The sequence below is a fragment of the Pseudoduganella sp. jia 12 genome (assembly GCF_055502675.1).
Window position 1 is genome coordinate 259,374 of sequence record NZ_JBUXKP010000003.1, and the last position, 20,965, is coordinate 280,338.

General features: G+C 63.6%; 23 protein-coding genes and 1 tRNA gene. 7 read left to right on the plus strand and 17 right to left on the minus strand.

Annotation, left to right across the window (positions count from 1 at the left end; translation table 11 throughout):
• Nucleotides 1–8: 8 nt before the first annotated feature.
• Complete coding sequence (locus ACY65G_RS07215; RefSeq protein ID WP_464996682.1) at nucleotides 9–2,282, plus strand: ATP-dependent DNA helicase; 2,274 nt, start codon at nucleotides 9–11, stop codon at nucleotides 2,280–2,282.
• A 147-nt stretch (nucleotides 2,283–2,429) separates the two neighbouring features.
• Here the strand turns inward: ACY65G_RS07215 and ACY65G_RS07220 are convergent, their stop codons facing one another.
• The 7 genes from ACY65G_RS07220 to ACY65G_RS07250 all read right to left on the minus strand — a co-directional run bounded on the left by ACY65G_RS07220 (nucleotide 2,430) and on the right by ACY65G_RS07250 (nucleotide 7,095).
• Nucleotides 2,430–3,164, minus strand: coding sequence for a LytR/AlgR family response regulator transcription factor (locus ACY65G_RS07220; RefSeq protein WP_464996683.1), 735 nt, complete (start codon nucleotides 3,162–3,164; stop codon nucleotides 2,430–2,432).
• A 15-nt stretch (nucleotides 3,165–3,179) separates the two neighbouring features.
• A complete protein-coding gene (locus ACY65G_RS07225; RefSeq protein ID WP_464996684.1) occupies nucleotides 3,180–4,292 on the minus strand; it encodes a sensor histidine kinase in 1,113 nt (370 codons plus the stop codon).
• The gene (locus ACY65G_RS07230; RefSeq protein WP_464996685.1) at nucleotides 4,292–4,996 is read right to left on the minus strand and encodes a LiaF transmembrane domain-containing protein; all 705 of its coding nucleotides are present in this window, start codon (nucleotides 4,994–4,996) and stop codon (nucleotides 4,292–4,294) included. Before ACY65G_RS07230 ends, ACY65G_RS07225 begins: the two co-directional genes overlap by 1 nt.
• On the minus strand, nucleotides 4,993–5,370 hold the full coding sequence (locus ACY65G_RS07235) for a LiaF transmembrane domain-containing protein (protein ID WP_464996686.1): 378 nt from the start codon (nucleotides 5,368–5,370) through the stop codon (nucleotides 4,993–4,995). Before ACY65G_RS07235 ends, ACY65G_RS07230 begins: the two co-directional genes overlap by 4 nt.
• Before the next feature lie 220 nt (nucleotides 5,371–5,590).
• A complete protein-coding gene (locus tag ACY65G_RS07240) occupies nucleotides 5,591–5,752 on the minus strand; it encodes a hypothetical protein (protein ID WP_464996687.1) in 162 nt (53 codons plus the stop codon).
• Nucleotides 5,753–5,767: 15 nt separating this feature from the next.
• Nucleotides 5,768–5,929, minus strand: coding sequence for a hypothetical protein (locus ACY65G_RS07245; RefSeq protein ID WP_464996688.1), 162 nt, complete (start codon nucleotides 5,927–5,929; stop codon nucleotides 5,768–5,770).
• Between the two features lie 284 nt (nucleotides 5,930–6,213).
• On the minus strand, nucleotides 6,214–7,095 hold the full coding sequence (locus ACY65G_RS07250) for a LysR substrate-binding domain-containing protein (RefSeq protein WP_464996689.1): 882 nt from the start codon (nucleotides 7,093–7,095) through the stop codon (nucleotides 6,214–6,216).
• Nucleotides 7,096–7,485: 390 nt separating this feature from the next.
• Here ACY65G_RS07250 and ACY65G_RS07255 point away from each other — a divergent pair, with 390 nt between their 5' ends.
• Nucleotides 7,486–8,034, plus strand: a complete 549-nt coding sequence (locus tag ACY65G_RS07255) for an FxDxF family PEP-CTERM protein (RefSeq protein ID WP_464996690.1) — start codon at nucleotides 7,486–7,488, stop codon at nucleotides 8,032–8,034.
• 195 nt (nucleotides 8,035–8,229) lie between these two features.
• Nucleotides 8,230–9,246, plus strand: a complete 1,017-nt coding sequence (locus ACY65G_RS07260) for a type II asparaginase (protein ID WP_464997054.1) — start codon at nucleotides 8,230–8,232, stop codon at nucleotides 9,244–9,246.
• On the opposite strand, the gene ACY65G_RS07265 is transcribed toward ACY65G_RS07260, so the two are convergent.
• Entirely contained in the window at nucleotides 9,240–10,139 is a 900-nt protein-coding gene (locus ACY65G_RS07265) for a LysR family transcriptional regulator ArgP (RefSeq protein WP_464996691.1), read from the minus strand. The two genes, ACY65G_RS07260 and ACY65G_RS07265, sit on opposite strands and share 7 nt — an antisense overlap.
• Before the next feature lie 97 nt (nucleotides 10,140–10,236).
• Between ACY65G_RS07265 and ACY65G_RS07270 the strand changes: the two genes are divergently transcribed.
• Entirely contained in the window at nucleotides 10,237–10,860 is a 624-nt protein-coding gene (locus ACY65G_RS07270; RefSeq protein WP_464996692.1) for a LysE/ArgO family amino acid transporter, read from the plus strand.
• A 15-nt stretch (nucleotides 10,861–10,875) separates the two neighbouring features.
• Here ACY65G_RS07270 and ACY65G_RS07275 read toward each other — a convergent pair whose 3' ends face one another.
• Together ACY65G_RS07275 and ACY65G_RS07280 are read right to left on the minus strand one after the other, a co-directional pair.
• Nucleotides 10,876–11,523: a zinc ribbon domain-containing protein gene (locus tag ACY65G_RS07275; RefSeq protein ID WP_464996693.1), complete on the minus strand. Its 648-nt coding sequence runs from the start codon at nucleotides 11,521–11,523 to the stop codon at nucleotides 10,876–10,878.
• Between the two features lie 97 nt (nucleotides 11,524–11,620).
• Entirely contained in the window at nucleotides 11,621–11,812 is a 192-nt protein-coding gene (locus ACY65G_RS07280) for a hypothetical protein (RefSeq protein ID WP_464996694.1), read from the minus strand.
• Nucleotides 11,813–12,121: 309 nt separating this feature from the next.
• Here ACY65G_RS07280 and ACY65G_RS07285 point away from each other — a divergent pair, with 309 nt between their 5' ends.
• Together ACY65G_RS07285 and ACY65G_RS07290 are read left to right on the plus strand one after the other, a co-directional pair.
• Entirely contained in the window at nucleotides 12,122–13,129 is a 1,008-nt protein-coding gene (locus ACY65G_RS07285; RefSeq protein ID WP_464996695.1) for a DUF389 domain-containing protein, read from the plus strand.
• 11 nt (nucleotides 13,130–13,140) lie between these two features.
• Nucleotides 13,141–13,506, plus strand: a complete 366-nt coding sequence (locus tag ACY65G_RS07290; RefSeq protein ID WP_464996696.1) for a hypothetical protein — start codon at nucleotides 13,141–13,143, stop codon at nucleotides 13,504–13,506.
• Between the two features lie 245 nt (nucleotides 13,507–13,751).
• On the opposite strand, the gene ACY65G_RS07295 is transcribed toward ACY65G_RS07290, so the two are convergent.
• From ACY65G_RS07295 to ACY65G_RS07315, 5 genes are all read right to left on the minus strand, one after another.
• A tRNA-Arg gene (locus tag ACY65G_RS07295) sits at nucleotides 13,752–13,826 on the minus strand.
• Nucleotides 13,827–14,256: 430 nt separating this feature from the next.
• Nucleotides 14,257–15,615 (minus strand): phosphoglucosamine mutase, encoded by a 1,359-nt coding sequence (gene glmM / locus ACY65G_RS07300; RefSeq protein WP_464996697.1) that lies wholly within the window; start codon nucleotides 15,613–15,615, stop codon nucleotides 14,257–14,259.
• 21 nt (nucleotides 15,616–15,636) lie between these two features.
• Complete coding sequence (folP, locus tag ACY65G_RS07305) at nucleotides 15,637–16,461, minus strand: dihydropteroate synthase (protein ID WP_464996698.1); 825 nt, start codon at nucleotides 16,459–16,461, stop codon at nucleotides 15,637–15,639.
• Nucleotides 16,462–16,526: 65 nt separating this feature from the next.
• Nucleotides 16,527–18,410, minus strand: coding sequence for an ATP-dependent zinc metalloprotease FtsH (ftsH, locus tag ACY65G_RS07310; RefSeq protein ID WP_464996699.1), 1,884 nt, complete (start codon nucleotides 18,408–18,410; stop codon nucleotides 16,527–16,529).
• 273 nt (nucleotides 18,411–18,683) lie between these two features.
• Nucleotides 18,684–19,334 carry an RlmE family RNA methyltransferase gene (locus tag ACY65G_RS07315; protein ID WP_464996700.1) on the minus strand — a complete coding sequence of 217 codons (651 nt, stop codon included), beginning with the start codon at nucleotides 19,332–19,334 and terminating at the stop codon, nucleotides 18,684–18,686.
• Nucleotides 19,335–19,377: 43 nt separating this feature from the next.
• Between ACY65G_RS07315 and yhbY the strand changes: the two genes are divergently transcribed.
• Nucleotides 19,378–19,842: a ribosome assembly RNA-binding protein YhbY gene (gene yhbY, locus ACY65G_RS07320; RefSeq protein WP_464996701.1), complete on the plus strand. Its 465-nt coding sequence runs from the start codon at nucleotides 19,378–19,380 to the stop codon at nucleotides 19,840–19,842.
• A 111-nt stretch (nucleotides 19,843–19,953) separates the two neighbouring features.
• On the opposite strand, the gene ACY65G_RS07325 is transcribed toward yhbY, so the two are convergent.
• Together ACY65G_RS07325 and greA are read right to left on the minus strand one after the other, a co-directional pair.
• Nucleotides 19,954–20,397: a DUF4149 domain-containing protein gene (locus ACY65G_RS07325; RefSeq protein WP_464996702.1), complete on the minus strand. Its 444-nt coding sequence runs from the start codon at nucleotides 20,395–20,397 to the stop codon at nucleotides 19,954–19,956.
• Nucleotides 20,397–20,873: a transcription elongation factor GreA gene (greA, locus tag ACY65G_RS07330; protein WP_130185134.1), complete on the minus strand. Its 477-nt coding sequence runs from the start codon at nucleotides 20,871–20,873 to the stop codon at nucleotides 20,397–20,399. Before greA ends, ACY65G_RS07325 begins: the two co-directional genes overlap by 1 nt.
• Nucleotides 20,874–20,965 lie beyond the last annotated feature (92 nt).

Below are 20,965 nucleotides of genomic sequence, written 5' to 3' on the forward strand. Positions count from 1 at the left end.
TACGCTCGATGACGACAAAGTACAAGGTTGCCGTGCGCGCGCTGTGCGAGTTCACGGCCAAGGCGGGCGACCTGGACTTGCGCTTCACGCCCTCGCCCACCGCGCAGGAAGGCATCGCCGGGCATGGCGTGGTCACGTCGCGCCGCGACGACGATTACGAAAAGGAGATCGCGCTGGCCGGCGACTTTGGCCCGCTGCACGTGCGCGGCCGCGCCGACGGCTACGACCCGAAGCGCAACCAGCTGGAGGAAATCAAGACCTTCCGCGGCGAGCTCGATCGCATGCCCGGCAACCATCGCGCGCTGCACTGGGCGCAACTGAAGGTCTATGGCCACCTGCTGTGCGCCGCGCGCGGCCTGCCGTCGCTGCGCCTTGCGCTGGTCTACTACGACATCGGCTCGCAGAAGGAAACGCATCTCGTCGAGGAACACGATGCCGCGTCGCTGCGGGCTAGCTTCGAAGCGCAGTGCGGATCGTTCCTGGCCTGGGCGGAAATGGAGCTGGCGCACCGCGCCGCGCGCGACGAGGCCCTGCATGCGCTGCGTTTTCCCCATGCCGACTTCCGCCCCGGCCAGCGCGAGCTGGCCGAAGCGATGTACAAGGCCAGCGCCCGTTCCTGCGCGCTGCTGGCGCAGGCGCCGACCGGCATCGGCAAGAGCGTGGGCAGCCTGTTTCCGCTGCTGAAGGCGGCCGCCGCCCATGGCCACGACAAGATCTTCTTCCTGGCCGCGAAAACGTCCGGCCGGCGCATGGCGCTCGACGCCGTGGCGTCGATCAGGGCGGGCGCCCCGCTGCTGCCGCTGCGCACGCTGGAACTGGCGGCCCGCAATACGGCGTGCGAGCATCCGGACAAGGCGTGCCATGGCGAATCGTGTCCGCTGGCGAAGGGTTTCTATGACCGCCTGCCTGCGGCCCGCGCGGCGGCGGTAAGGGAGCCGATGCTCGACCGCGCCGGCGTGCGCGCGGTGGCGCTGGCGCACGACGTATGCCCGTACTACCTGCAAAGCGAACTGGTTCGGTGGGCCGATGTCATCGTCGGCGACTACAACTACTACTTCGACGTGACGGCCATGCTGCATTCGCTGACCATCATGAACGAGTGGCGCATCGCCGTGCTGGCCGACGAGGCGCACAACATGGTGTCGCGCGCCCGCAAGATGTACTCGGCCGAGCTGGAACACGCGGGGTTGCGGCTGCTGCGCAAGACGGCGCCCGCCGCGCTGAAGAAGGCGCTGGACCGCGTGCACCGGCAATGGTCCGCGCTCGAGAAAGAGCAGGATGGCGAATACCGCGCCCATGATGCGCTGCCGGAAAAACTGGTCAACGCGCTGCAGACGGCCGCCACCGACATCGGCGACTACATGGCGGAAAACCCGGCATGGTTCGATGCCGACGTGCTCGATTTTTATTTCGCCGTCCTGCACTTCACGCGCCTGGCCGAGAGTTTCGGCAAGCACTCGGTCTTCGATGTGACGATCTCGAACCGGGGCGCCGGCGGCGGCACGCGCGTCGACTCCGTGCTCTGCCTGCGCAATATCGTGCCGGCGCCCTTCCTGCAACCGCGCTTCGCCGCCGCGCGCACCACGGCGCTGTTCTCGGCCACGCTGAGCCCCTGGAACTACTACAGCGACACGCTGGGCATGCCGGCCGATACGGCATGGGTGGACGTGGCCTCGCCGTTCCAGGCGGCACAGCTGACCGTGCGCATTGCCGGCCACATTTCCACCCGCTACCAGCACCGCGACCGCTCGCTGGCGCCGATCGCCCGGCTGATGGGCGAGCAGTACGACAGCCAGCCGGGCAATTACCTGGCGTTCTTCAGCAGCTTCGACTACATGGACAAGGCAGCCGACCTGTTCGCGCGCGAACATCCGCACGTGACGGTGTGGCGCCAGCCGCGCCGGATGGACGAAACGGCACGCGAGGCGTTCCTCGCCCGCTTCACCGAGTCGAGCCAGGGGATCGGCTTCGCCGTGCTGGGCGGCGCGTTCGGCGAGGGTATCGACCTGCCCGGCGCGCGACTGATCGGCGCATTCATCGCCACGCTGGGGCTGCCGCAACTCAATCCCGTCAACGAACGCATCCGCGAGCAGATGCAGGCGATCTTCGGTGCCGGCTACGATTACACGTACCTGTATCCGGGCATGCAGAAAGTGGTGCAGGCGGCCGGCCGCGTGATCCGCACCACGAGCGACACGGGCACCGTGCACCTGATCGACGACCGCTTTGCCCGGCCCGACATCCGCGCCCTGCTGCCGGCGTGGTGGCACGTGCCAAACTGAATGCCCAGCCCGTGTCCACCCTGGGGTCAGGCACAAAAGCGGACACGGGCCCAGCGGTGATAGCCACGTTACAGCCGAGCGTTACAGCTGAGTTTGTGTCCACTTTCAGGGTTGACCCCATGGTGGACACGAGCTCGGCACTGGCGGCTACTGCATGACGGCGCGGATCTTCTGGTAGCCGCTGCGGCTGATCGGCAGCTTCGTGCCGTCGCCGAGGATGGCCGCGTGGCTGTCCTTGCCGGCCGGTTCGATGCGTGCCACATGGTCGACATTGACGAGATGGGAACGGTGGATGCGCAGGAAGCGCCCCGGGTCGAGCTGCGCCTCGAGTTCGCCCAGCGTAGCGTTTTTCAGGTACGCCTTGCCGTCGGCATGGATCCGCACGTAGTCGTCCTGCGCCTCGATCCAGGCGATCTTCTCGGTGGCGATGACGTGCACCCTGGCGCCATCGCGGATCAGCACGCGGCCGAGTGGCGCGCCGCGCGCGGCAACGGCTTCACGCACGGCCGCCTCCTGCCGCGGCAGCGCACTGGCCAGGCTGGCGCGCGCATGGGCCAGCGCCTTGTCGAAGCGTTCTTGGCTGAAGGGTTTCAACAGGTAGTCGAGCGCATGGATCTCGAAGGCGCGGATCGCATACTGGTCGAACGCGGTGGCGAAGATGAAACGGGTTTTACTTCCCACCAGCTCGGCCACTTCGAAGCCATCGAGCTTCGGCATCTGGATATCGAGCAGCACCAGGTCCGGCGCCAGCTCGCTGATCGCCTTCACGGCCTCGAAACCGTTGGCGCATTCGGCCACGATCTCGATATCCGGATGCGCGGCCAGGTATTCGCGCGCCACGCCGCGGGCCAGGGGTTCGTCGTCCACCACGATCATCCGCATCGCATGTTCTCCACCTTATTTCCCTGCCTCGCCGGCATTGTCTTCGGCAGTCTGCGCCGGCAGGCGGATTTCGACACTGAACGTGTCTCCTTCCTGTTTCGATTCGAGCGCCGCCCCGTTGGGGTAGGCGCACGCGAGCCGCTGGCGCACGTTGGCGAGCCCGACGCCATGCCGCGCTTCGGCCCGGACAGGCCCCATATCGGGATCGATCGTGTTGCTGATCGTGATCGACAGCCGGCCACCGTCGCGCCACGCGGCCACCAGCACCAGCCCGCCTTCAGTCAGCTGGCCGATGCCATGCTTGATCGCGTTTTCCACGAGCGGCTGGATGATCATCGGCGGCACCAGGCAATCGAGCGCGCCCTTTTCCAGCGCCTCCTCGGTGACGAGGCGCTCGCCGAAGCGCACTTTCTCGATCGCGAGGAAGTCGCGCACCAGGTCCATTTCCTGTGCGAGCGTGATCCTCGGCTGCCCCGCCAGCCCCATGCTGCGGCGGAAGAAGCCGGCGAGCCGCAATGTCATTTCGCGCGCGCCTTTCGGGTCCTGCGACGTCAGCGCGCTCACCGAGTTCAGGCTGTTGAACAGGAAGTGCGGGTCGACCTGCGTGCGCAGCATCCGCAATTCCGCCTCCTGTGCCATCAGCTTCGATTCCAGCACGCGCCGTTCGGCGTTGCGGGCGCGGTCCGATTCGATCGCCAGGTAATTGATCGCCGCCAGCAACCCGTACAGCAGTGCGCCCAGCACGAACAGGAAAGCCGACAGCAGCGGTGTCTGCACGATGCCGGCCCAGCGCACGCCGAAGGCGTGGGACAGTTCATTCCACCCGCCCAGCACGGCGAGCCACATGAATGCGGCCAGCACCGCCGCCGTGCACAGCGCCAGCACGACCAGCGCGGGCGGCCGCGCACCCAGCGGATTGGCGCGGCACAGGTAGTAAGCGGAGAAGCCGGCGGCCACGCCATAGACCAGCGTGCCGGGAATGGCGAACAGCAGCGCATTGACGGGCGGTGCCGGCGCCATCACCGCGCACACGCCGCCCAGCACGGCGCCGACGATCAGCCACGCCAGCAGGTACAGCAGCGCCCCGCGCCGGGCCCTGGTCAGCCAGCTCACAGCGGGAACGACCATCAGTTGCGGATTTCCACGCCGCCCATGATCGCGTAGCCGCGCACGACCAGGCGCTTCGAACCGTCTTTCGGGCGCAGTGTCGATTCCTCGATGCCGCCCAGGATCGGCGCGCCTTCCAGCTGCACCGTCCAGTCCACCGGCACCTGGATCGTGATGCCGCCCATCAGCGCGAAGAGGTTCACGACCGCATCGCCATCGAGCGAAGCCTCGCGCAGGTCGAGCTCGCAGCCGCCCATGATCGCCGTGATCTCGCCGCCGGCGAACTGCTGCGACGTAATGCGGCGCTTGTATGCGCCGAGGATGGCGGTGGCGAAGACGGTATCGTCGCCACGGTCCTTCAGCGGCGCCGCGAACGCCGTGTCGGCGCGGCGATGGCCGATCGAGCGGGCCACCACGAACAGGCCCACGGCGATCATCGCCGCCGGCGCCAGCACGTTCCACCCGACCGCCAGCAAACCGAGCCCCTTCAGCAGCAGTACCACGCCGGACAGCAGCAGCACACCGCCGATGATGCCGCCATTCGTGGAGCGGGCACCCATGATTTTCAGCGCACCCGCGATGATCAGGACCACCGGCCAGAACTGCACGCTCATGTCGAAGTCCAGCCAGCCGAGATTATCGAGCAGGAAAAGCAGCCCCACCGCGATGACGGCGAGGCCGACCGCGATCTGCGCGGCCGGATTGTGCTGGCGCCCGGTATTCATGCTTTCTCTCCTTGCTTGCGTTCGAAGTAGCGTGTCGCCAGCGGCTGCAATACCATGCCGGCGCCAGCCACGATGATAAGCAATGGCCAGCTGTTACGGAAGGTCAGGCCCCACCAGCCTTCATAGGTGGCGAAGAACCAGGCGCCGAACAGCACCTGCGACAGGCCGTCGACGAAACGCCGGCCATCGACGGGCGGCAGCATGTTGCCGAGGCCGAATACGATCAGTATCAGCGGCCAGTAGGTCCACAGTACCCACACGGCTTCATGGTCGTCGCGATGGACGAGGTAGGCGACACCGAACGCCACGAGCGTCAGGCCCCAGAGGACTTGCCGGCGCAGCTTGATCGTTGCCTTGTCGTTTTCGGTTTGCATGGGTTCCTCCATCGCTTCGATGATGGAACGATACGCCGGGCGGACCGCGGGCGAAACGGGTTTTCGGTGAGTGGCGGCCTGGCGCCGGTGAATGACGAAAGTTTCCAGCGAATGGCGGCCCGTTGCTTTCGCCGCTGCCCGTTCGTCAGTGACGCGCAGACAAAAAAAAGCCCACGGCAAGCCGTGGGCGTTGGGGGCAAGGAATCGTTCTGGAGGCCGCTCAGGCAGCCGGCGCGGCCTGTCCCTTGACCTGGTTGCGATATTTCGCGCGGGCGATGGCCTGCTTTTCAGCCTCCATGGCCTTGTTGAAGGCGCGGGTACGCTTCTTTTCTTCCTTGCTGCGCATCTGCGCGACATCCTTGTTGCCGATACGGTGAGTCATGTTTTCTCCTTTTTATCAAGATCTGCCATCGTACTTCTGGTCGAACATCACAAGGCCCCATCCAAGCTGGCGCCGGATTTCTTCCGGCGTCGGTGGCGGTTCCACGTCATTGGTCCTGCGCTCCAGGTATTCACGCACCGCTTCCTTCGAGGGGTGATTGGTCTGCGTCGTCATCATGATGACCTCCTATATTGTTCGCGGTCGCTTCCCTGCGTCATGGCGGTCGGGTGCGTCGCTGCCTGGTCGAAATTCTGGTGCCGGCGCTTGAGGCGACCGGCTTGCCTGCGGACGAGCGGCCTGCTTCGTTATCCTGATCGTTGCATCGCGCTCAATTACACAACTCAGTCACGCAACTCCATCTTATAAATGCACCCGAGTTGATACCGTGCGCCAGCGAACAATTCCGGCGGCGCTTTCGCGCGTGTGAATGTGGGACCGCGCCTACAGCTGTAACCCGTCGATCAAAGCTTTTGCTGCAGGAACTCGAGGAAGCAGCTGATGCGCTGGGCCAGCTGCGTGTTGCGGTAATAGACCGCATGGATCTGCTGACGGTGGCCGGTGTTGAATGCCGCCAGCAGCGGCACGAGCCGGCCGGCGGCGATGTCGGCGCGGGTCATGAAATCGGCAAGGCATGCGATGCCTTCGCCGGCCAGCGCCAGGTGGCGCAGCGTTTCGCCGGACGACGCCGCCAGCGACGGCGTCACGGCCAGGCTGTCGCCGGCACCATGCCGCACGGGCCATGTATTGCCCTGCTCGTATTGCACGAACCCGAGCAGCGCATGGCGCGCCAGGTCGTCCGGCGCTGCCGGTGCGCCGTGCCTGGCCAGGTAGGCGGGGCTGGCCAGCACATGTAGCGGGCTCGACGTCAAGGGCCGCGCGTGCAGCGTGGAATCGTTCAGCGTGCCGATGCGGATCGCGATATCGGTACGGTGCTCGATCAGGTCGGCGATGCGGTCGTTCGACGTGAGTTCCAGCCGGATCTCCGGATACAGCGCGCGAAACCCGGCCACGTGCGGCACGATACAGTGCAGCATGAACGGCGACGCGGCATCCACGCACAGGCGCCCGGCGGGCTGCTGGCGGCGGATGCGGATGCATTCTTCCACCTCCTCCATCGAGGCCAGGATGCGGCGCGCGCGATCGAGGAACAGCTGGCCTTCTTCCGTCAGTTCCATGCGGCGCGTGGTGCGCGTGAGCAGCGAGGTTTGCAGTTTATCTTCGAGCCGCGCCATCGCCCGGCTGACGCCTGACGTGGTCTGCCCGAGGTGCACCGCCGCGGCGCTCAGCGAACCGCTGTCGATGACGGCCACGAAAGTTTGCAGATCGTCTGAATTGATATCCATGCGCAAATTAGACGTCTTGATCGTGTCGTGGTCGCCGTACCAGTCACGCTACTCGGCAATAAAATATTTTCCTTGACCTTTGATTAATGGTCAGCTCTGCCCTTGCCGCCAGATGGGCGACAGCGACCGAACGGTAGCACCTTTCACCAATGAAGTAACACGTCAACGAGTGGGACTATATTGACAATGTTGGCAAGATTGTAAACTTATATTTTTTCCACCAATCACATCATTCTGCTTGTGTCGTTATTGCCTTCTGCAGTCATGGCTTTTTGCTGTAAGCATTTCGTAGTGCGACACGTAGTTCAATACTTTGCAGTCATCTCCTTTGCACTTGCCGACATCGAGCTATCACTTCGTAACAACAAACGAGTCAAGGGGTAAATCGAAATGAAGAAAGCTTTGTTCAGTCAAGTGGCAGGTTCCCTGCTGCTTACCGCAGGTCTGCTTGCCTCTGGCGCTGCGTCCGCTCAAACCACCCTCACCTTCAATGCCGACGGCAATGCCGATTTCGCCGCATCGCATGCATGGTCCGCCGACACCAATATCGACACCTACCTGTTCGAGGTGGCCATGACGTCGTGGGCTACCGGAACCGCCGTGGTGGGCCGCACGACATTCAACGGCGCCCGCCAGGAAAACTATGCCATCACCGACATCCAGTTCTTCTGGGAAAATGCCGGCGGCATGCGCACGGACCTGGAGACCGAATTCGAGACCGATGGCGGGATCGTATTCTATCCGGTCGATCCCCTGAATGCCGGCTCGTACGGCTTCACGGTGACAGGCAGCACACTGACCGCCAATACAGGCGGTATCTATACCGGCACGCTGAACCTGGCTCCGGTACCTGAACCTACCGTCTATGCGATGCTGGGCGTCGGTATCGGGCTGCTGGCCTTCACGGCGCGCCGCAAGATCGACGACAAGCTGGGCTGAGTTGGGCCTACCACGATAAAAACCCGCCGCGGCGGGTTTTTTCATCCTGTGGCGCTTTGGGCAGGCCTCTTTGGTTGCCCATGCGGTTGGTATAAGATGCGCCTTTTATAACAAGTCCTGAAAGGAATCCGCATGTCGCGACAGAAGACGGTGCATTACCCGCAATTGTTCCTGGTGCTGGCCACGCTGCTGTTCATGCTGACCGGTGTCCATGCACAGACGCGACCGAACGTGATGATCCTCGCCACGGGCGGAACGATCGCCGGTACCGGCGCCAGCAGCACCACCACGGTCGGCTATACCGCGGCAACCGTCGGCGTGCAGCAACTGATCGCCGCCGTTCCGGAACTGGCGAAAGTGGCCAATGTGAAAGGCGAGCAGGTATTCCAGATCGCCAGCGAAAGCATGACGAACGAGCACTGGCTGACGCTGGGCAAGCGTGTCAACGCCCTGCTGGCCCAGGCCGACGTCGACGGTATCGTCATCACGCATGGCACCGATACGCTGGAAGAAACCGCGTATTTCCTCGACCTGGTGGTGAAAAGCCGCAAGCCGGTCGTGCTGGTCGGCGCGATGCGGCCTTCGACGGCACTCTCGGCCGACGGTCCGCTGAACCTGTATAACGCCGTGCTGGTCGCGGGCAGCCGCGATGCGGCCGGCAAGGGCGTGCTGGTGGCGCTGAACGACCAGATCCATGCGGCGCGCGACGTGACGAAGACGAACACATCGACCCCCGACAGTTTCCGCACGCCGGAACTGGGCCTGGTCGGCTATATCCAGGGCGGCAAGGCATTCTTCTATCGGGCGTCCACGCGCAAGCACACGTTCGACAGCGAATTCGACATTGCCAACATCTCCGCCCTGCCCCAGGTCGATATCGTGTACGGCTATGCCAACATGAATACCGTGGCGCTGGACGCCTTCGTGGCCGCCGGTGCGAAAGGCATCATCCACGCCGGTGTCGGCGATGGCAGCCTGGCAGCGCGTGTCAAGCCGGCATTGATTGCCGCGCGCAAGAAAGGAACCATCATTGTGCGGGCCAGCCGCGTGGGCCAGGGCATCCTGGCGCGCAATGGCGAAGCCAATGACGACGAGCTCGATTTCGTGGCCGCCGATACGCTGAACCCGCAGAAGGCCCGCATCCTGCTGATGCTGGCGCTGACGAAGACCAGCAATACGGCCGAGATCCAGCGCATGTTCTACACCTATTGAGGCAACACCGGCTGGTGGAGGGCGGCGCGGGCCGCCGCCACCACGGCCTGGCCCAGGCGCTCGAGTGCGGGCGACTGCACACGCCAGGCATGCCAGTACAGCGGCACGTCCGTGTATTTGCCCGGCGCGAGATCGACCAGCTCTCCCGCTTCCACCAAACCGCCCACCTGCTGGCACGGCAACATGCCGTAGCCCAGGCCCAGCCTGACGGCATCCAGGAACGGGTCGCTGGCCGGCACGTAGTGCACCGGATAACCGCCGGGCATCAGCCCCAGTTCCGCCTGGATGAAATCGGCCTGCAGGCGATCCTTGCGCGAGAACACGACGACGGGTGCGCGCTGGGCGGCAGAGCGCTCGAAACCCTTGGGAAACCAGCGGGCCGCGAAGGCCGGCGCAGCCATCATCCGATAGCGAATCGTTCCCAGGGGCTGGACGACGCAGCCCCGCATGGCCCCCGGTTCGCTCGAGATGCCGGCCACCGCCACGCCTTTTTCCAGCAGCGCATACGTGTAGTTCTGTTCGTCCAGCACGATATCGAGCGTGATCTGTTCACGTTGCAGGAACCCTGCGATGCCCGGCAACAGCCACGTCGCCAGCGTATCGTTGTTGACGGCGATGGCAATGCGCAGCGACGCCGCGGCCTGATTGCGCAGTTCGGAAAAAAACTCTTCCTCCAGCAGCCTGCTGCGGCGCAGGTGCACCAGCAGGCGCTGCCCCGTTGTCGTGGTGCGGCATGGCCGGCTGCGGATCAGCAACGGCGCACCGAGTGTGGTCTCGAGTGCCGCGATGCGCTGCGACACGGCCGACGGCGTGAGGTTCAACTGGGTCGCTGCATGCTCGAAGCTGCCTGTTTCCGCAGCCGCCAGGAAAGCTTCGCAATGTCGTGTGTCCACGGCTTCCTTAGGATTTTTGATGAAAGCTGAATTATATTAATCCAGCTTCATTTCAAGCACGCTTCCCGTGACAATGCGTTTTTCACGGAGAAACGCAATGACGACACAGGTATTCCTCAGCGGGCTGGGCCTGGGCGCCAGCCTCATCATGGCCATCGGCGCGCAGAATGCCCATGTCCTGCGCATGGGCGTGCAGCGCAGCCATGTCGCGCTGACGGTAGCGGCCTGCATCGTGGTCGATATCGCCTTGATCGGTGCCGGTGTCGCTGGCGCGGGTGCGCTGATCGAAGGCTCGCCGGTATTGATGGCAGCGGCCCGCTGGGGTGGCGCGGCGTTCCTGCTCTGGTATGGCTTGCGCAGCTGGCGCAACATGCTGATAACGAGCAGCCTCGATGTCGCTGGCGCTACCGCGCCGCGCACCGCCGCCGCCGCGCTGGCCAGCGTGCTGGCCCTGTCGCTGCTCAATCCGCACGTGTACCTGGACACTGTCGTGCTGCTGGGGTCGATCGGCGGGCGTTATCCCGAGGCGGAGCGCACCGCGTTCTCGGCCGGTGCGATGACCGCGTCGCTGCTATGGTTCACCTTGCTTGGATTCGGCGCCGCCCGCTTTGCCGGCGTGCTGGCACGCCCGGCGGCATGGAAATGCATCGAGGGATTGACGGGCGCCGTGATGCTGGCGCTGGCCGCCAGCCTGGTGGCCGACGGCGTGGCGGCACGGTGACTGGCGGCCCTTCGGTCAGCCCTGGCGGTGACCGCACTCCGTGCAGAACTTCGTGCCTGGTTGCAGCAGCGTGGAACATGCGGTGCAAGGTAGCTGCTGCGCCATCTTGTAACCGCACTCGGGGCAAAACTTGGCGCCGTGCGTTTCGGCCCGGCACTGCGGGCAAACGAGCTGCATGTCCTGCTTGACGTCGTGGCGCGTGCCGCGGCTTTCACCTTCGTTTCCAGCCCGGTCGGCCGCGCTGCGCACTTCGCCTTGCGCGCGCGCCTTCGTGATGGCCACCTGCACGTTCGGCGCGCAATTGAAGCACAGGCCGTTGGCCGTGTCGAAACAAGGCTCGCACACATAATCATGGCAATTGCCGCAGCGGTTGAAGTGCGCCTTGGCATCCGCGATCGCTTCCTTGAACGCGTCGTCGCGTGCGCCGTGCCAGCCTGCCTGCGCCATGCCGCTCACGACCGTGCTGGCATTGCCCAGCAGGCCGCCGAAGATGCTCGCACCCTTCTGGATCCAGCCGGACGCCTGGCCGCTGCGGTAGGGCTTGTAATGCGTGCGCCAGCGATCGTTACAACGTTCGCAATAGAATTCGAACTGGAAACCGGCATCGACGCCGGACGACTGGCTCAGGTCCTGGTAATTGCTGGAAAACCGGATCTCCGACATGACACCTCCGAAACAGAAGCGTGCAATTATAACAACGACAACTATTTGCGGGTAAATATTATGGTTGCGTGATTGCCACGCCCGCTGCATGACTGAATCAGCGGTGGAATTTCGGCGAGCACAAGACCCGCAGGATCGTCGGTCGATCGAGCTGGTGCTGTTCCATGTAGCGGATCGCGCCATCGATGCCTTCGCTTTCGCACAGGCGCAGCGCTTCCTCGATGATGGCCGCCTTGGCCGCATCGCTGCGCAACATCGGTTCGCGTCGTTCGTGTTCGTGTTCGTGCATGGCTTGACCTTTGGCGAGCGCCGGCATCGTGCCGACGAATACAGCCGGAAGCCGGGCATGCCTTGCATGCGCAACGGCGGCGTTCCGTGCTTAAATGTGAACGACCGATCGGAAATACAAGGTGGCGACGTGGGAGGAACGCAAGCGCAGGGAAATGACCGATCTGCCAACTGGATCGAGACCCTTATCCTGGCGAAAGGCGCCACAACGTGGCTGCAGTTCTTCCCGGCTCGGCCGGGCATCTTCGCGCTGGTATCATGAGCGCCCATGCCCGCAGCGCATGCCCCATGCGCGAATCCGAGTCTGATCATGAGCGAAACCGACAAGCTGTTCACACCGCAGTCCGAGACTCCCGTCCCGATCGCCCACCGTTTCAGCCTGCTGCATGACAAGGCGGACGACGACGTCATCGACAGCAGCCTGCGTGCGGGCGTCGAGTTGCGCGGGGCGACGCCCTGGATTCTGATGTTCGCGATCGTGGTCGCTTCGATCGGATTGAATATCAACTCGCCCGCCGTGATCATCGGCGCGATGCTGATCTCGCCGCTGATGGGACCGATCGTCGGCATCGGCTACGGTATCGGCATCTTCGATTTCGCCCTGATCCGGCGTTCCTTGCTCAACCTGGCAATCGCAGCGTTCATCAGCCTTGCCACCTCGACCCTGTATTTTCTGCTGACACCGCTCGACGAGGCGCAATCGGAATTACTTGCGCGCACCACGCCGACCTTGTGGGATGTCCTGATCGCCCTGGCCGGCGGCCTCGCCGGCATCATTGGGCTGACCCGGCGCGAAAAGTCGAACGTCATCCCCGGCGTGGCGATCGCCACCGCGTTGATGCCGCCGCTGTGCACGGCCGGCTACGGACTGGCTAACGGAAACTGGGCGGTATTTGGCGGCGCCTTCTACCTGTTCTCGATCAACTGCGTGTTCATCGCCGTGTCGACCGTGATCGTCATCGAGTACCTGCGCCTGCCGCACCGGAAATTCGTCGACGGGCACGTCGAGCGGCGCGTCAAACGCACGCTCCTGACCGTCGTTCTGCTGACGGGGCTGCCCAGCATCTACCTGGCGATCCAGCTGGGCGACAACGAAGTGTTCGGTCACCGTGCGCGCCAGTTCGTGCGGCAGGAGTTCGGCGGCGGCCCGACCCATGTGGTCGACACCCAGCTCAGCCCCTTGCAGCGCCGCATCGAACTGACCCTCATCGGTCCGCGCATGCCGGCAGCCGCGATTGCAGCGATCGAGAAGCGGCTGCCGGAAGCCGGGTTGGATGGCGCGTCGCTCGTCGTACACCAGGCCGAGACAGTCGGGTAGACGTGGGGGTATTGAAGGCCGACATCCTGGCCGAGATCTACCGCGACACCCAGCAGGGCTTGCGCGAGCGCGACGCCACCATTGCCGGCCTGCGTGAGGAACTGGCACAGCGCGACGCGCGGCGCGATGCCTGGCGCGGTACCGCCGCCGACGTTGGGGCCGAGTTCGTGGCCCAGTACCCGGCCTGCGCCGATGTCATGATGGGGATCGTTCTGGTCGCCGCAACCACGGACAAGCCGGCGGCCGAGGCCCCTGCCCTGATCGCCCGCTGCAAGCGCATGCCCCCGACCGCCGAGGTCAAGCGCGCCCAGGCCTGGCTGTTGGCGCGGACCAAATCACCCGATGCCCGGCTGGTGGTGGTCCCGGCGGCGCGCTAGCGCCGATGGAAATCAGCGCGCAGGTTCCGGTGCCGCGGCATGCGGCCATGGCGAAGGTACCGTGCAAGTGAACGACGAGCCTGGTCCGGGAAGGCGGCATACTGCCGTGGCGGGCATGGCACTGGTACTTGGAAGAGCGACTGGGCGGAACGGAAGGTAACCAGTCACGGCGGCTGGCGGCTGGCGGCTGATAAACCGGGACGGTACCGGGAAGACTCATCCCAGGTACTGATGTGAACTGATCTTGGCGCACCCGGAGGGAATCGAACCCCCATTCGCGGTTTAGAAGACCGCTGTCCTATCCGTTGAACGACGGGCACGTGGCCATTAGTATACCGCATCGCGTGCCCGCGGGAAAATCTCATCAGTAACGCTGAACTCGGCAGCGCCTGTTCACCCACACGTCTGGCCTGATGCCGCGTTAGTGCTGCTTGAGATAGCGGAAACCTGCCAGTTCTCAATGTTCGATAGAAGACATCGCTAGCGGTCGCCAGCAAAAAGTACTGCGCTGTAAGCGAGAGCTCCATGACCACGCCCGTGGTCGAAGTACACCAGGGCAGAACGTCAAACAAGATCTGCGAACTGCGCCCCGCAGGGTCGGTGCTTTATCGAGCCGAGCTATGAGCTATGGACTATGGGCGGCATGCCGGGCCGTGCAAGCCCGGATACAAGAACAGCGAGCAGGCGCCCGCTGTGTGAATAACTGCTGGCCGCCTGACACCACGAGCGTCGATGCGGCCTGGCGATGCTTCAGGCAGCGTTCGCCTGAGGCACTTCGACCTTGTCGGCAATGCGGCGCGCGCACTTCTGCGCCAGGTTTTCATCACGCGCCTCGACCATCACGCGGATCAGCGGCTCGGTGCCGGATGCCCGGATCAGCACGCGACCGGTATCGCCCAGCTCGCGCTCCACGAGTTCCTTCTCGGCCACCATTTCGGGGTTCTTCTGCCAGTCGAAGCCGGCAGGCACGCGCACGTTGATCAGCGTTTGCGGGAACAGTTCCAGCTGGCCGGCGATCTGGGCCAGCGTCTGGCCGCTGCGCTTCAGCGCGGACAGCACCTGCAGTGCCGAAACAATGCCGTCGCCGGTGGTGTGCTTGTCCAGCGCCAGCAGGTGGCCGCTGCCCTCGCCGCCCAGGATCCAGCCATTTTCCTTCATGACTTCGAGCACGTAGCGGTCGCCCACCTTGGCGCGCGCGAAGCCGATGCCTTTTTCCTTGAACGCGACTTCCAGCGCCATGTTCGTCATCAGCGTGCCGACCGCGCCCTTCACTTCGCCGGTGGCCAGGCGGTCCATCACCATCACGTAGAGCAGTTCGTCGCCGTTGTAGAGGCGGCCGTTCGCGTCGCACATGATCAAGCGGTCCGCATCGCCGTCCAGCGCAATGCCGAGATCGGCATCGTGCGCCAGCACGGCGGCGGCCATGGCCTTCGGCGCGGTGGCACCGTGGCCTTCGTTGATATTGAAGCCGTCCGGCTTGTTACCGATCGACACCACTTCGGCGCCCAGTTCATGGAAGACGTGCGGGGCGATGTTGAACGCGGCGCCATGGGCGCTGTCCACGACGATCTTCAGGCCGCGCAGGTCCAGCTCGTTCGGGAACGTGCTCTTGCAGAATTCGATGTAGCGGCCCCGTGCGTCTTCCAGGCGCTTGGCGCGACCGAGCTTTTCGGAAGGCACGCATCCCATCGGCTGGTCGATCTGCGCCTCGATGGCCAGTTCCACGGAATCGGGCAGCTTCGTGCCCTGCTCGGAAAAGAACTTGATGCCGTTATCCTGGAACGGATTGTGCGATGCCGAAATCACGACACCGGCCTGCAGCCGCAGTGCGCGGGTCAGGTAGGCGATTGCCGGCGTGGGCATCGGGCCGGCCAGCATCACGTCCACGCCTGCCGCGGCGAAGCCCGCTTCGAGTGCCGCTTCCAGCATGTAGCCGGAGATCCGGGTGTCCTTGCCGATCAGCACAGTCGGCCGGGCCGCGCCCGCCGTTGCCGTCCGCGCCAGCACTTTGCCGGCGGCATAACCCAGGCGCATCACGAAATCCGGCGTGATCGGTGCTTCACCGACCAGGCCACGAACCCCATCGGTTCCAAAATATTTACGTGCCATATTATTCTCTTCAGTTAAGTTTTATTGAGCAGCGTGCCATACCTTCAGGGCGTCGACCGTCTCGGCGACGTCATGCACGCGAACGATGCCGGCCCCATGGGCAACGGCGGCCAGCGCGCCGCCGATGCTGCCGGCCAGGCGCCCTTCGACGGGCTTGCCGGTCACGGCGCCGATCATCGACTTGCGCGACACGCCCGCCAGCAGCGGAACGCCGAGCTCGTCAATCATTCGCCTGCCGGCCTTGAGCAAAGCATAATTATGGTCGACAGTCTTGCCAAAACCAAACCCCGGATCGATCCACAGACGACTCCGGTCAATCCCGGCATTCGTGAGCGCATCGATCCGTTCGCGCAAGAACGTCGTTACTTCCACCACAACATCTTCATAGGAGGGTTTATCCTGCATTGTTGCAGGTTTGTCAAGCATATGCATGATGCACAGCGCGCAGTCGCTGTCGCGCACGGCTTCGATCGCTCCCGGTGCGCGGAAAGCATTGATATCGTTGACCATGTCGACGCCTGCCAGCACGGCTTCCTTCATCAGCGCAGGCTTGTAGGTGTCGAGCGAGACCGGCGTGCCGCAGTCGCGTAGCGCATAGAGCACGGGAAGCACACGGCGCAACTCTTCCTCGGCCGGCACGAGCGGCGCACCGGGCCGCGTGGATTCGCCGCCGACGTCGATGATATCGGCGCCATCGCGGATCATCTGCTCGGCATGGGACAACGCATAGTCCAGCGCCGCAAACTTGCCGCCATCGGAAAACGAATCGGGAGTGACGTTCAGGATGCCCATGACGAGGGCACGATTGGCCGGCAGACTGTACCGGCCGAATGGGATCTGGGACATGATTTCTACAAATGAAAAGGGCGAGGATCGCTCCTCACCCTTTTGATGACAACATCGACAGCAGCTTACGCCGGCGCGGTGGCGTTCGGCGAAGGCGACGACGGACCGTCGCCGTTCGGCTGCTTGCGAATCGTGACGCCGGCCTTCGGCGGGCGCGGTTCATGGCCGGCCATGATGTCGTTGATCTGGTCGGCATCGATGGTTTCCCAGTCGAGCAGAGCCTTCGTCATCGCCTCGACCTTGTCGCGGTTTTCGTCAAGCAGCTTGCGCGCCAGCGCATATTGCGTGTCGAGGATCGCGCGGATCTCGGCATCGACTTTCTGCTGCGTGGCTTCCGAAATGGTCTTGTTGGTGCCACCCATGAAGCCTTCATTGGCTTCGTCTTCGTAGACCATCACGCCCAGCGAGTCGGACATGCCGAATTTCGTGACCATCGAGCGGGCCAGTTTCGTGGCGCGCTGGAAGTCGTTCGACGCGCCGGTGGACATCTGGCCGACGAACAGTTCCTCGGCAATACGGCCGCCGAACAGGATCGAGATTTCTTCCAGCATCTTGTCCTTGTAGCCCGAAATCCGGTCGTGCTCGGGCAGCTGCCAAGTCAGGCCCAGGGCCCAGCCGCGCGGCATGATGGTGACCTTGTGCACCGGGTCGGCCTTCGGCAGGAGCTTCGCGACGACGGCGTGGCCGGACTCGTGGTACGCCGTGTTGCGGCGTTCCTCTTCGCGGATCACCATCGACTTGCGTTCCGGGCCCATGAAGATCTTGTCCTTGGCATCCTCGAAATCGGCCATGTCCACGAGGCGCTTGCTGCGGCGTGCGGCGAACAGTGCCGCTTCGTTGACCAGGTTGGCCAGGTCGGCGCCGGAGAAGCCGGGGGTACCGCGGGCCAGGATATCGGCCTTCACGTCGGTGCTGATCGGCACCTTGCGCATGTGCACGTTCAGGATCTGTTCGCGGCCGCGGATGTCCGGCAAGCCCACGGAGACCTGGCGGTCGAATCGGCCCGGACGCAGCAGCGCCTTGTCCAGCACATCGGCGCGGTTTGTTGCGGCGATCACGATGACGCCCGAGGAAGCCTCGAAACCGTCCATCTCGACCAGCAGCTGGTTCAGCGTCTGTTCGCGCTCGTCGTTGCCGCCGCCCATGCCGGCGCCGCGGTGACGACCCACCGCATCGATCTCGTCGATGAAGATGATGCACGGCGAATGTTTCTTGGCGTTTTCAAACATGTCGCGCACGCGGGACGCACCCACGCCGACGAACATCTCGACGAAATCGGAACCCGAGATCGAGAAGAACGGCACTTTCGCTTCGCCGGCGATGGCACGCGCCAGCAGCGTTTTACCGGTACCCGGCGGGCCCACCATGAGCACGCCACGCGGAATCCGGCCGCCCAGTTTCTGGAACTTGGTCGGGTCGCGCAGGAAATCGACGATCTCCGTCACTTCTTCCTTGGCTTCATCGCAGCCGGCCACATCGGAGAACGTGACGGTATTGTTGGTTTCATCCAACATGCGGGCCTTCGACTTGCCGAACGAGAATGCACCGCCCTTGCCGCCGCCCTGCATCTGCCGCATGAAGAAGATCCACACGCCGATCAGCAGCAGCATCGGGAACCAGGACACGAAGACCTGCTGCAGGAACGACGGCTCCTCCGGCGGGCGCACGTCGAAACGCACGCCATTGTCGCGCAGGTCGCCGATCAGGCCACGGTCCAGGTAGGTGGACGTGGTACGGACACGCGTATCGTCCGTTTTCGTCGCCGTGATCGTGCTGCCCTCGATAACGAGGTCCTTGATGCGCTTCGCCTTGATTTCATCCAGCAGGTCGGAATACGCGATGGTCTTGCTGCCGCCGGAGATGCTGTGGTTGTCGAATTGCTTGAACAGCATGAACAACAACAGGGCTACGACAACCCAGATGGCGGATTTGGAAAACATGTTATTCACGAAAACTCCTTGGATGCTCGCGCACCTGTTACCTGTAGCAGAAATTCGATTTTACCCGCAATAGGCCAAAGCGTGCTACAAGGCGGCCTAAAGGTGCGCAAAAGCAGCCGCGCACATATCGAATCGTCAAAACGCGCGCCGGAAGCGGCACTGCGGGTGTGCGCTGCGCGCCACGTGCTGCCGATGTGCGGCTCCGGGCGCGAAAAACAAGGGTGTCCCGGCGTTTTTTCCACCCTTTTACGCAAACCATCGCTGGAAATCAGTACAGCCGCATCAACTTTGCGCGGGATTCTTCACGCCGCGGCCAAGCAGGAATATCTCCGAAGATTTTTCCCGGCTTGCCTTGGGTTTCTTTTGCGTGACGGTTTTGAACTCATGGCGGAATTTCTCCACGATCTGCGAAAAACCCATGTCCTTGAAGCATTTCACCAGCAATGCGCCACCCGGCTTCAGGTGCAGTTGCGAAAATTCGATCGCCAGGTCGATCAGGTCTTCCATCCTGGCCGCATCTGCGATGGCGATACCGGAAAGATTGGGCGCCATGTCCGACAGCACCAGGTCGACCTTGCGGCCCTGCAGCACCGCAGCCAGCTGGTCGACGCTCTCCTGCTCGCGGAAATCGCCCTGGATGAAGTGCATGTCGGCGATCGGTTCCATCGGCAGGATATCGAGGCCGATGATCGTGCCATTGATGCCGCCGCCTTCCTTGCCGGCCAGCTTGCGGCGCACGTACTGCCCCCAGCTGCCGGGCGTGCAGCCCAGGTCGACGATCACCTGGCCCGGCCGGACCAGATTTTCATCCTCGTCGATCTCCTTCAGCTTGTAGGCCGCGCGGGCGCGGTAGCCATCCTTTTGCGCCGCCTTGACGTAAGGGTCGTTAATATGGTCGTGCAACCAGTTTTTGTTTAATTTGTTCTTTGCCATTCGCGTAGAATACTGCCTTTAAGAGAACTACCTATAAATCATTATGTTGAATCTGACCCCTGTTGAGCGCAGCGCCCTGCGCGCAGAAGCCCACGCGCTCAAGCCCATCGTCCTCATTGGGGAAGCCGGCCTTTCCGAGGCCGTGATGAAGGAAATCGACCTGGGACTGGATTCCCACGGCCTGATCAAGGTCCGCGTGTTCGGCGACGACCGCGAAGCCCGCATCGAAATGTACGAAACCATCTGCGCACAGCTCGAAGCCGCTCCCGTGCAGCACATCGGCAAGCTGCTGGTGCTGTACCGCCCGAAAAAGGAAACCGAGAAAGCCCGTTCCGCGAAAACCGGCAAGGGCATGCGCATGGTCACCATCGTCAAGCCCAGTGCCAGCGGCACCAAGAAGCCTTCCGTCAGCAAGGTCATGCTGAAAGGGAACGAGCGCGTCACCGAAGGCGGCACCATCAAGCGTGCCAAGAAGCGCCAGACGAGCACCAAGAAGAACGTCGGCTGATTGTTCGTCTGATTGTTCGGCTGCTCCTGCGCAAGCCGGACGCCGCAGAAACCCGGGACAGACCCTGGTTTTGAGGAAATTTCCTTAAAACCAGGGTCTGTCCCGGGTTTTTTATTGCTTCAGGATGAGCCAGCCGGCCAGGAAACTCTGCACCAGGTAGATCACGCTGGAGATCCCGTGCAGCATGCCGAAACGCGACTTGGCGGCCGATTCCATCACGCCGCCGGGACCTGCCGCGGCGCGCAGTTCGGCCATCATCGGCTGCAGGCCGAAATGGCTCACGACGGTGCACAGCGCCATCGCAGCCACCAGCGCCAGCACGGTGCGCCGGCGTGCCGGTGTCCAGTCGGGCGTGGCGAACTTCAGCAATGCCACCAGCGCCAGCGCGCACCCCAGCGACAGCATCGCCTCGGCATGGAACATCGCGCCGGCAAGCGTGCCGGCCAGCACACGGTCGGACAGCGTGGCAAACAGCGTGGGCGCGACGAGGTAGCCAACCGTCCACAGGCTGCCCGCCCACAGCACGGCGACCAGCAGGCGCAGCTTCGCCAGCATCAAACGTAGTGCACTTCGAGGATTTCGTATTCGCGCGGGCCGCTCGGCGCCTGCACCTCGACCACGTCGCCGGCCGACTTGCCGATCAGCGCGCGGGCGATCGGCGACGTCACCGACACCTTGTTGACCTTGATGTCGGCTTCGTCGGTGCCCACGATCTGGTAGCTGACCTTCTGGCCCGACTCCAGGTCTTCCAGGTCGACGGTGGCGCCGAAGACCACGCGGCCTTCCGCGTCCAGCGTGGCGGGGTCGATGATCTGGGCGCTCGACAGCTTGCCTTCCAGCTCGGCAATGCGGCCCTCGACGAACGCCTGCCGCTCTTTCGCGGCATCGTATTCGGCGTTTTCGGACAGGTCGCCATGCGAGCGCGCTTCGGCGATCGCATCGATGACGATACGGCGTTCCTTCGTCTTCAACTGGTGCAGTTCTTCCTTCAGGAGCTCGGCGCCGTACTTGGTGAGTGGAACAGAATTCATGTGTCGTCTCTTGGGTAATTGAAAAAGCACAGAGCCCGCGCCATGGAGCGCGGGCTCTGTAGGTTGTCACTTGATGTTGCCTTGCAGCGGGC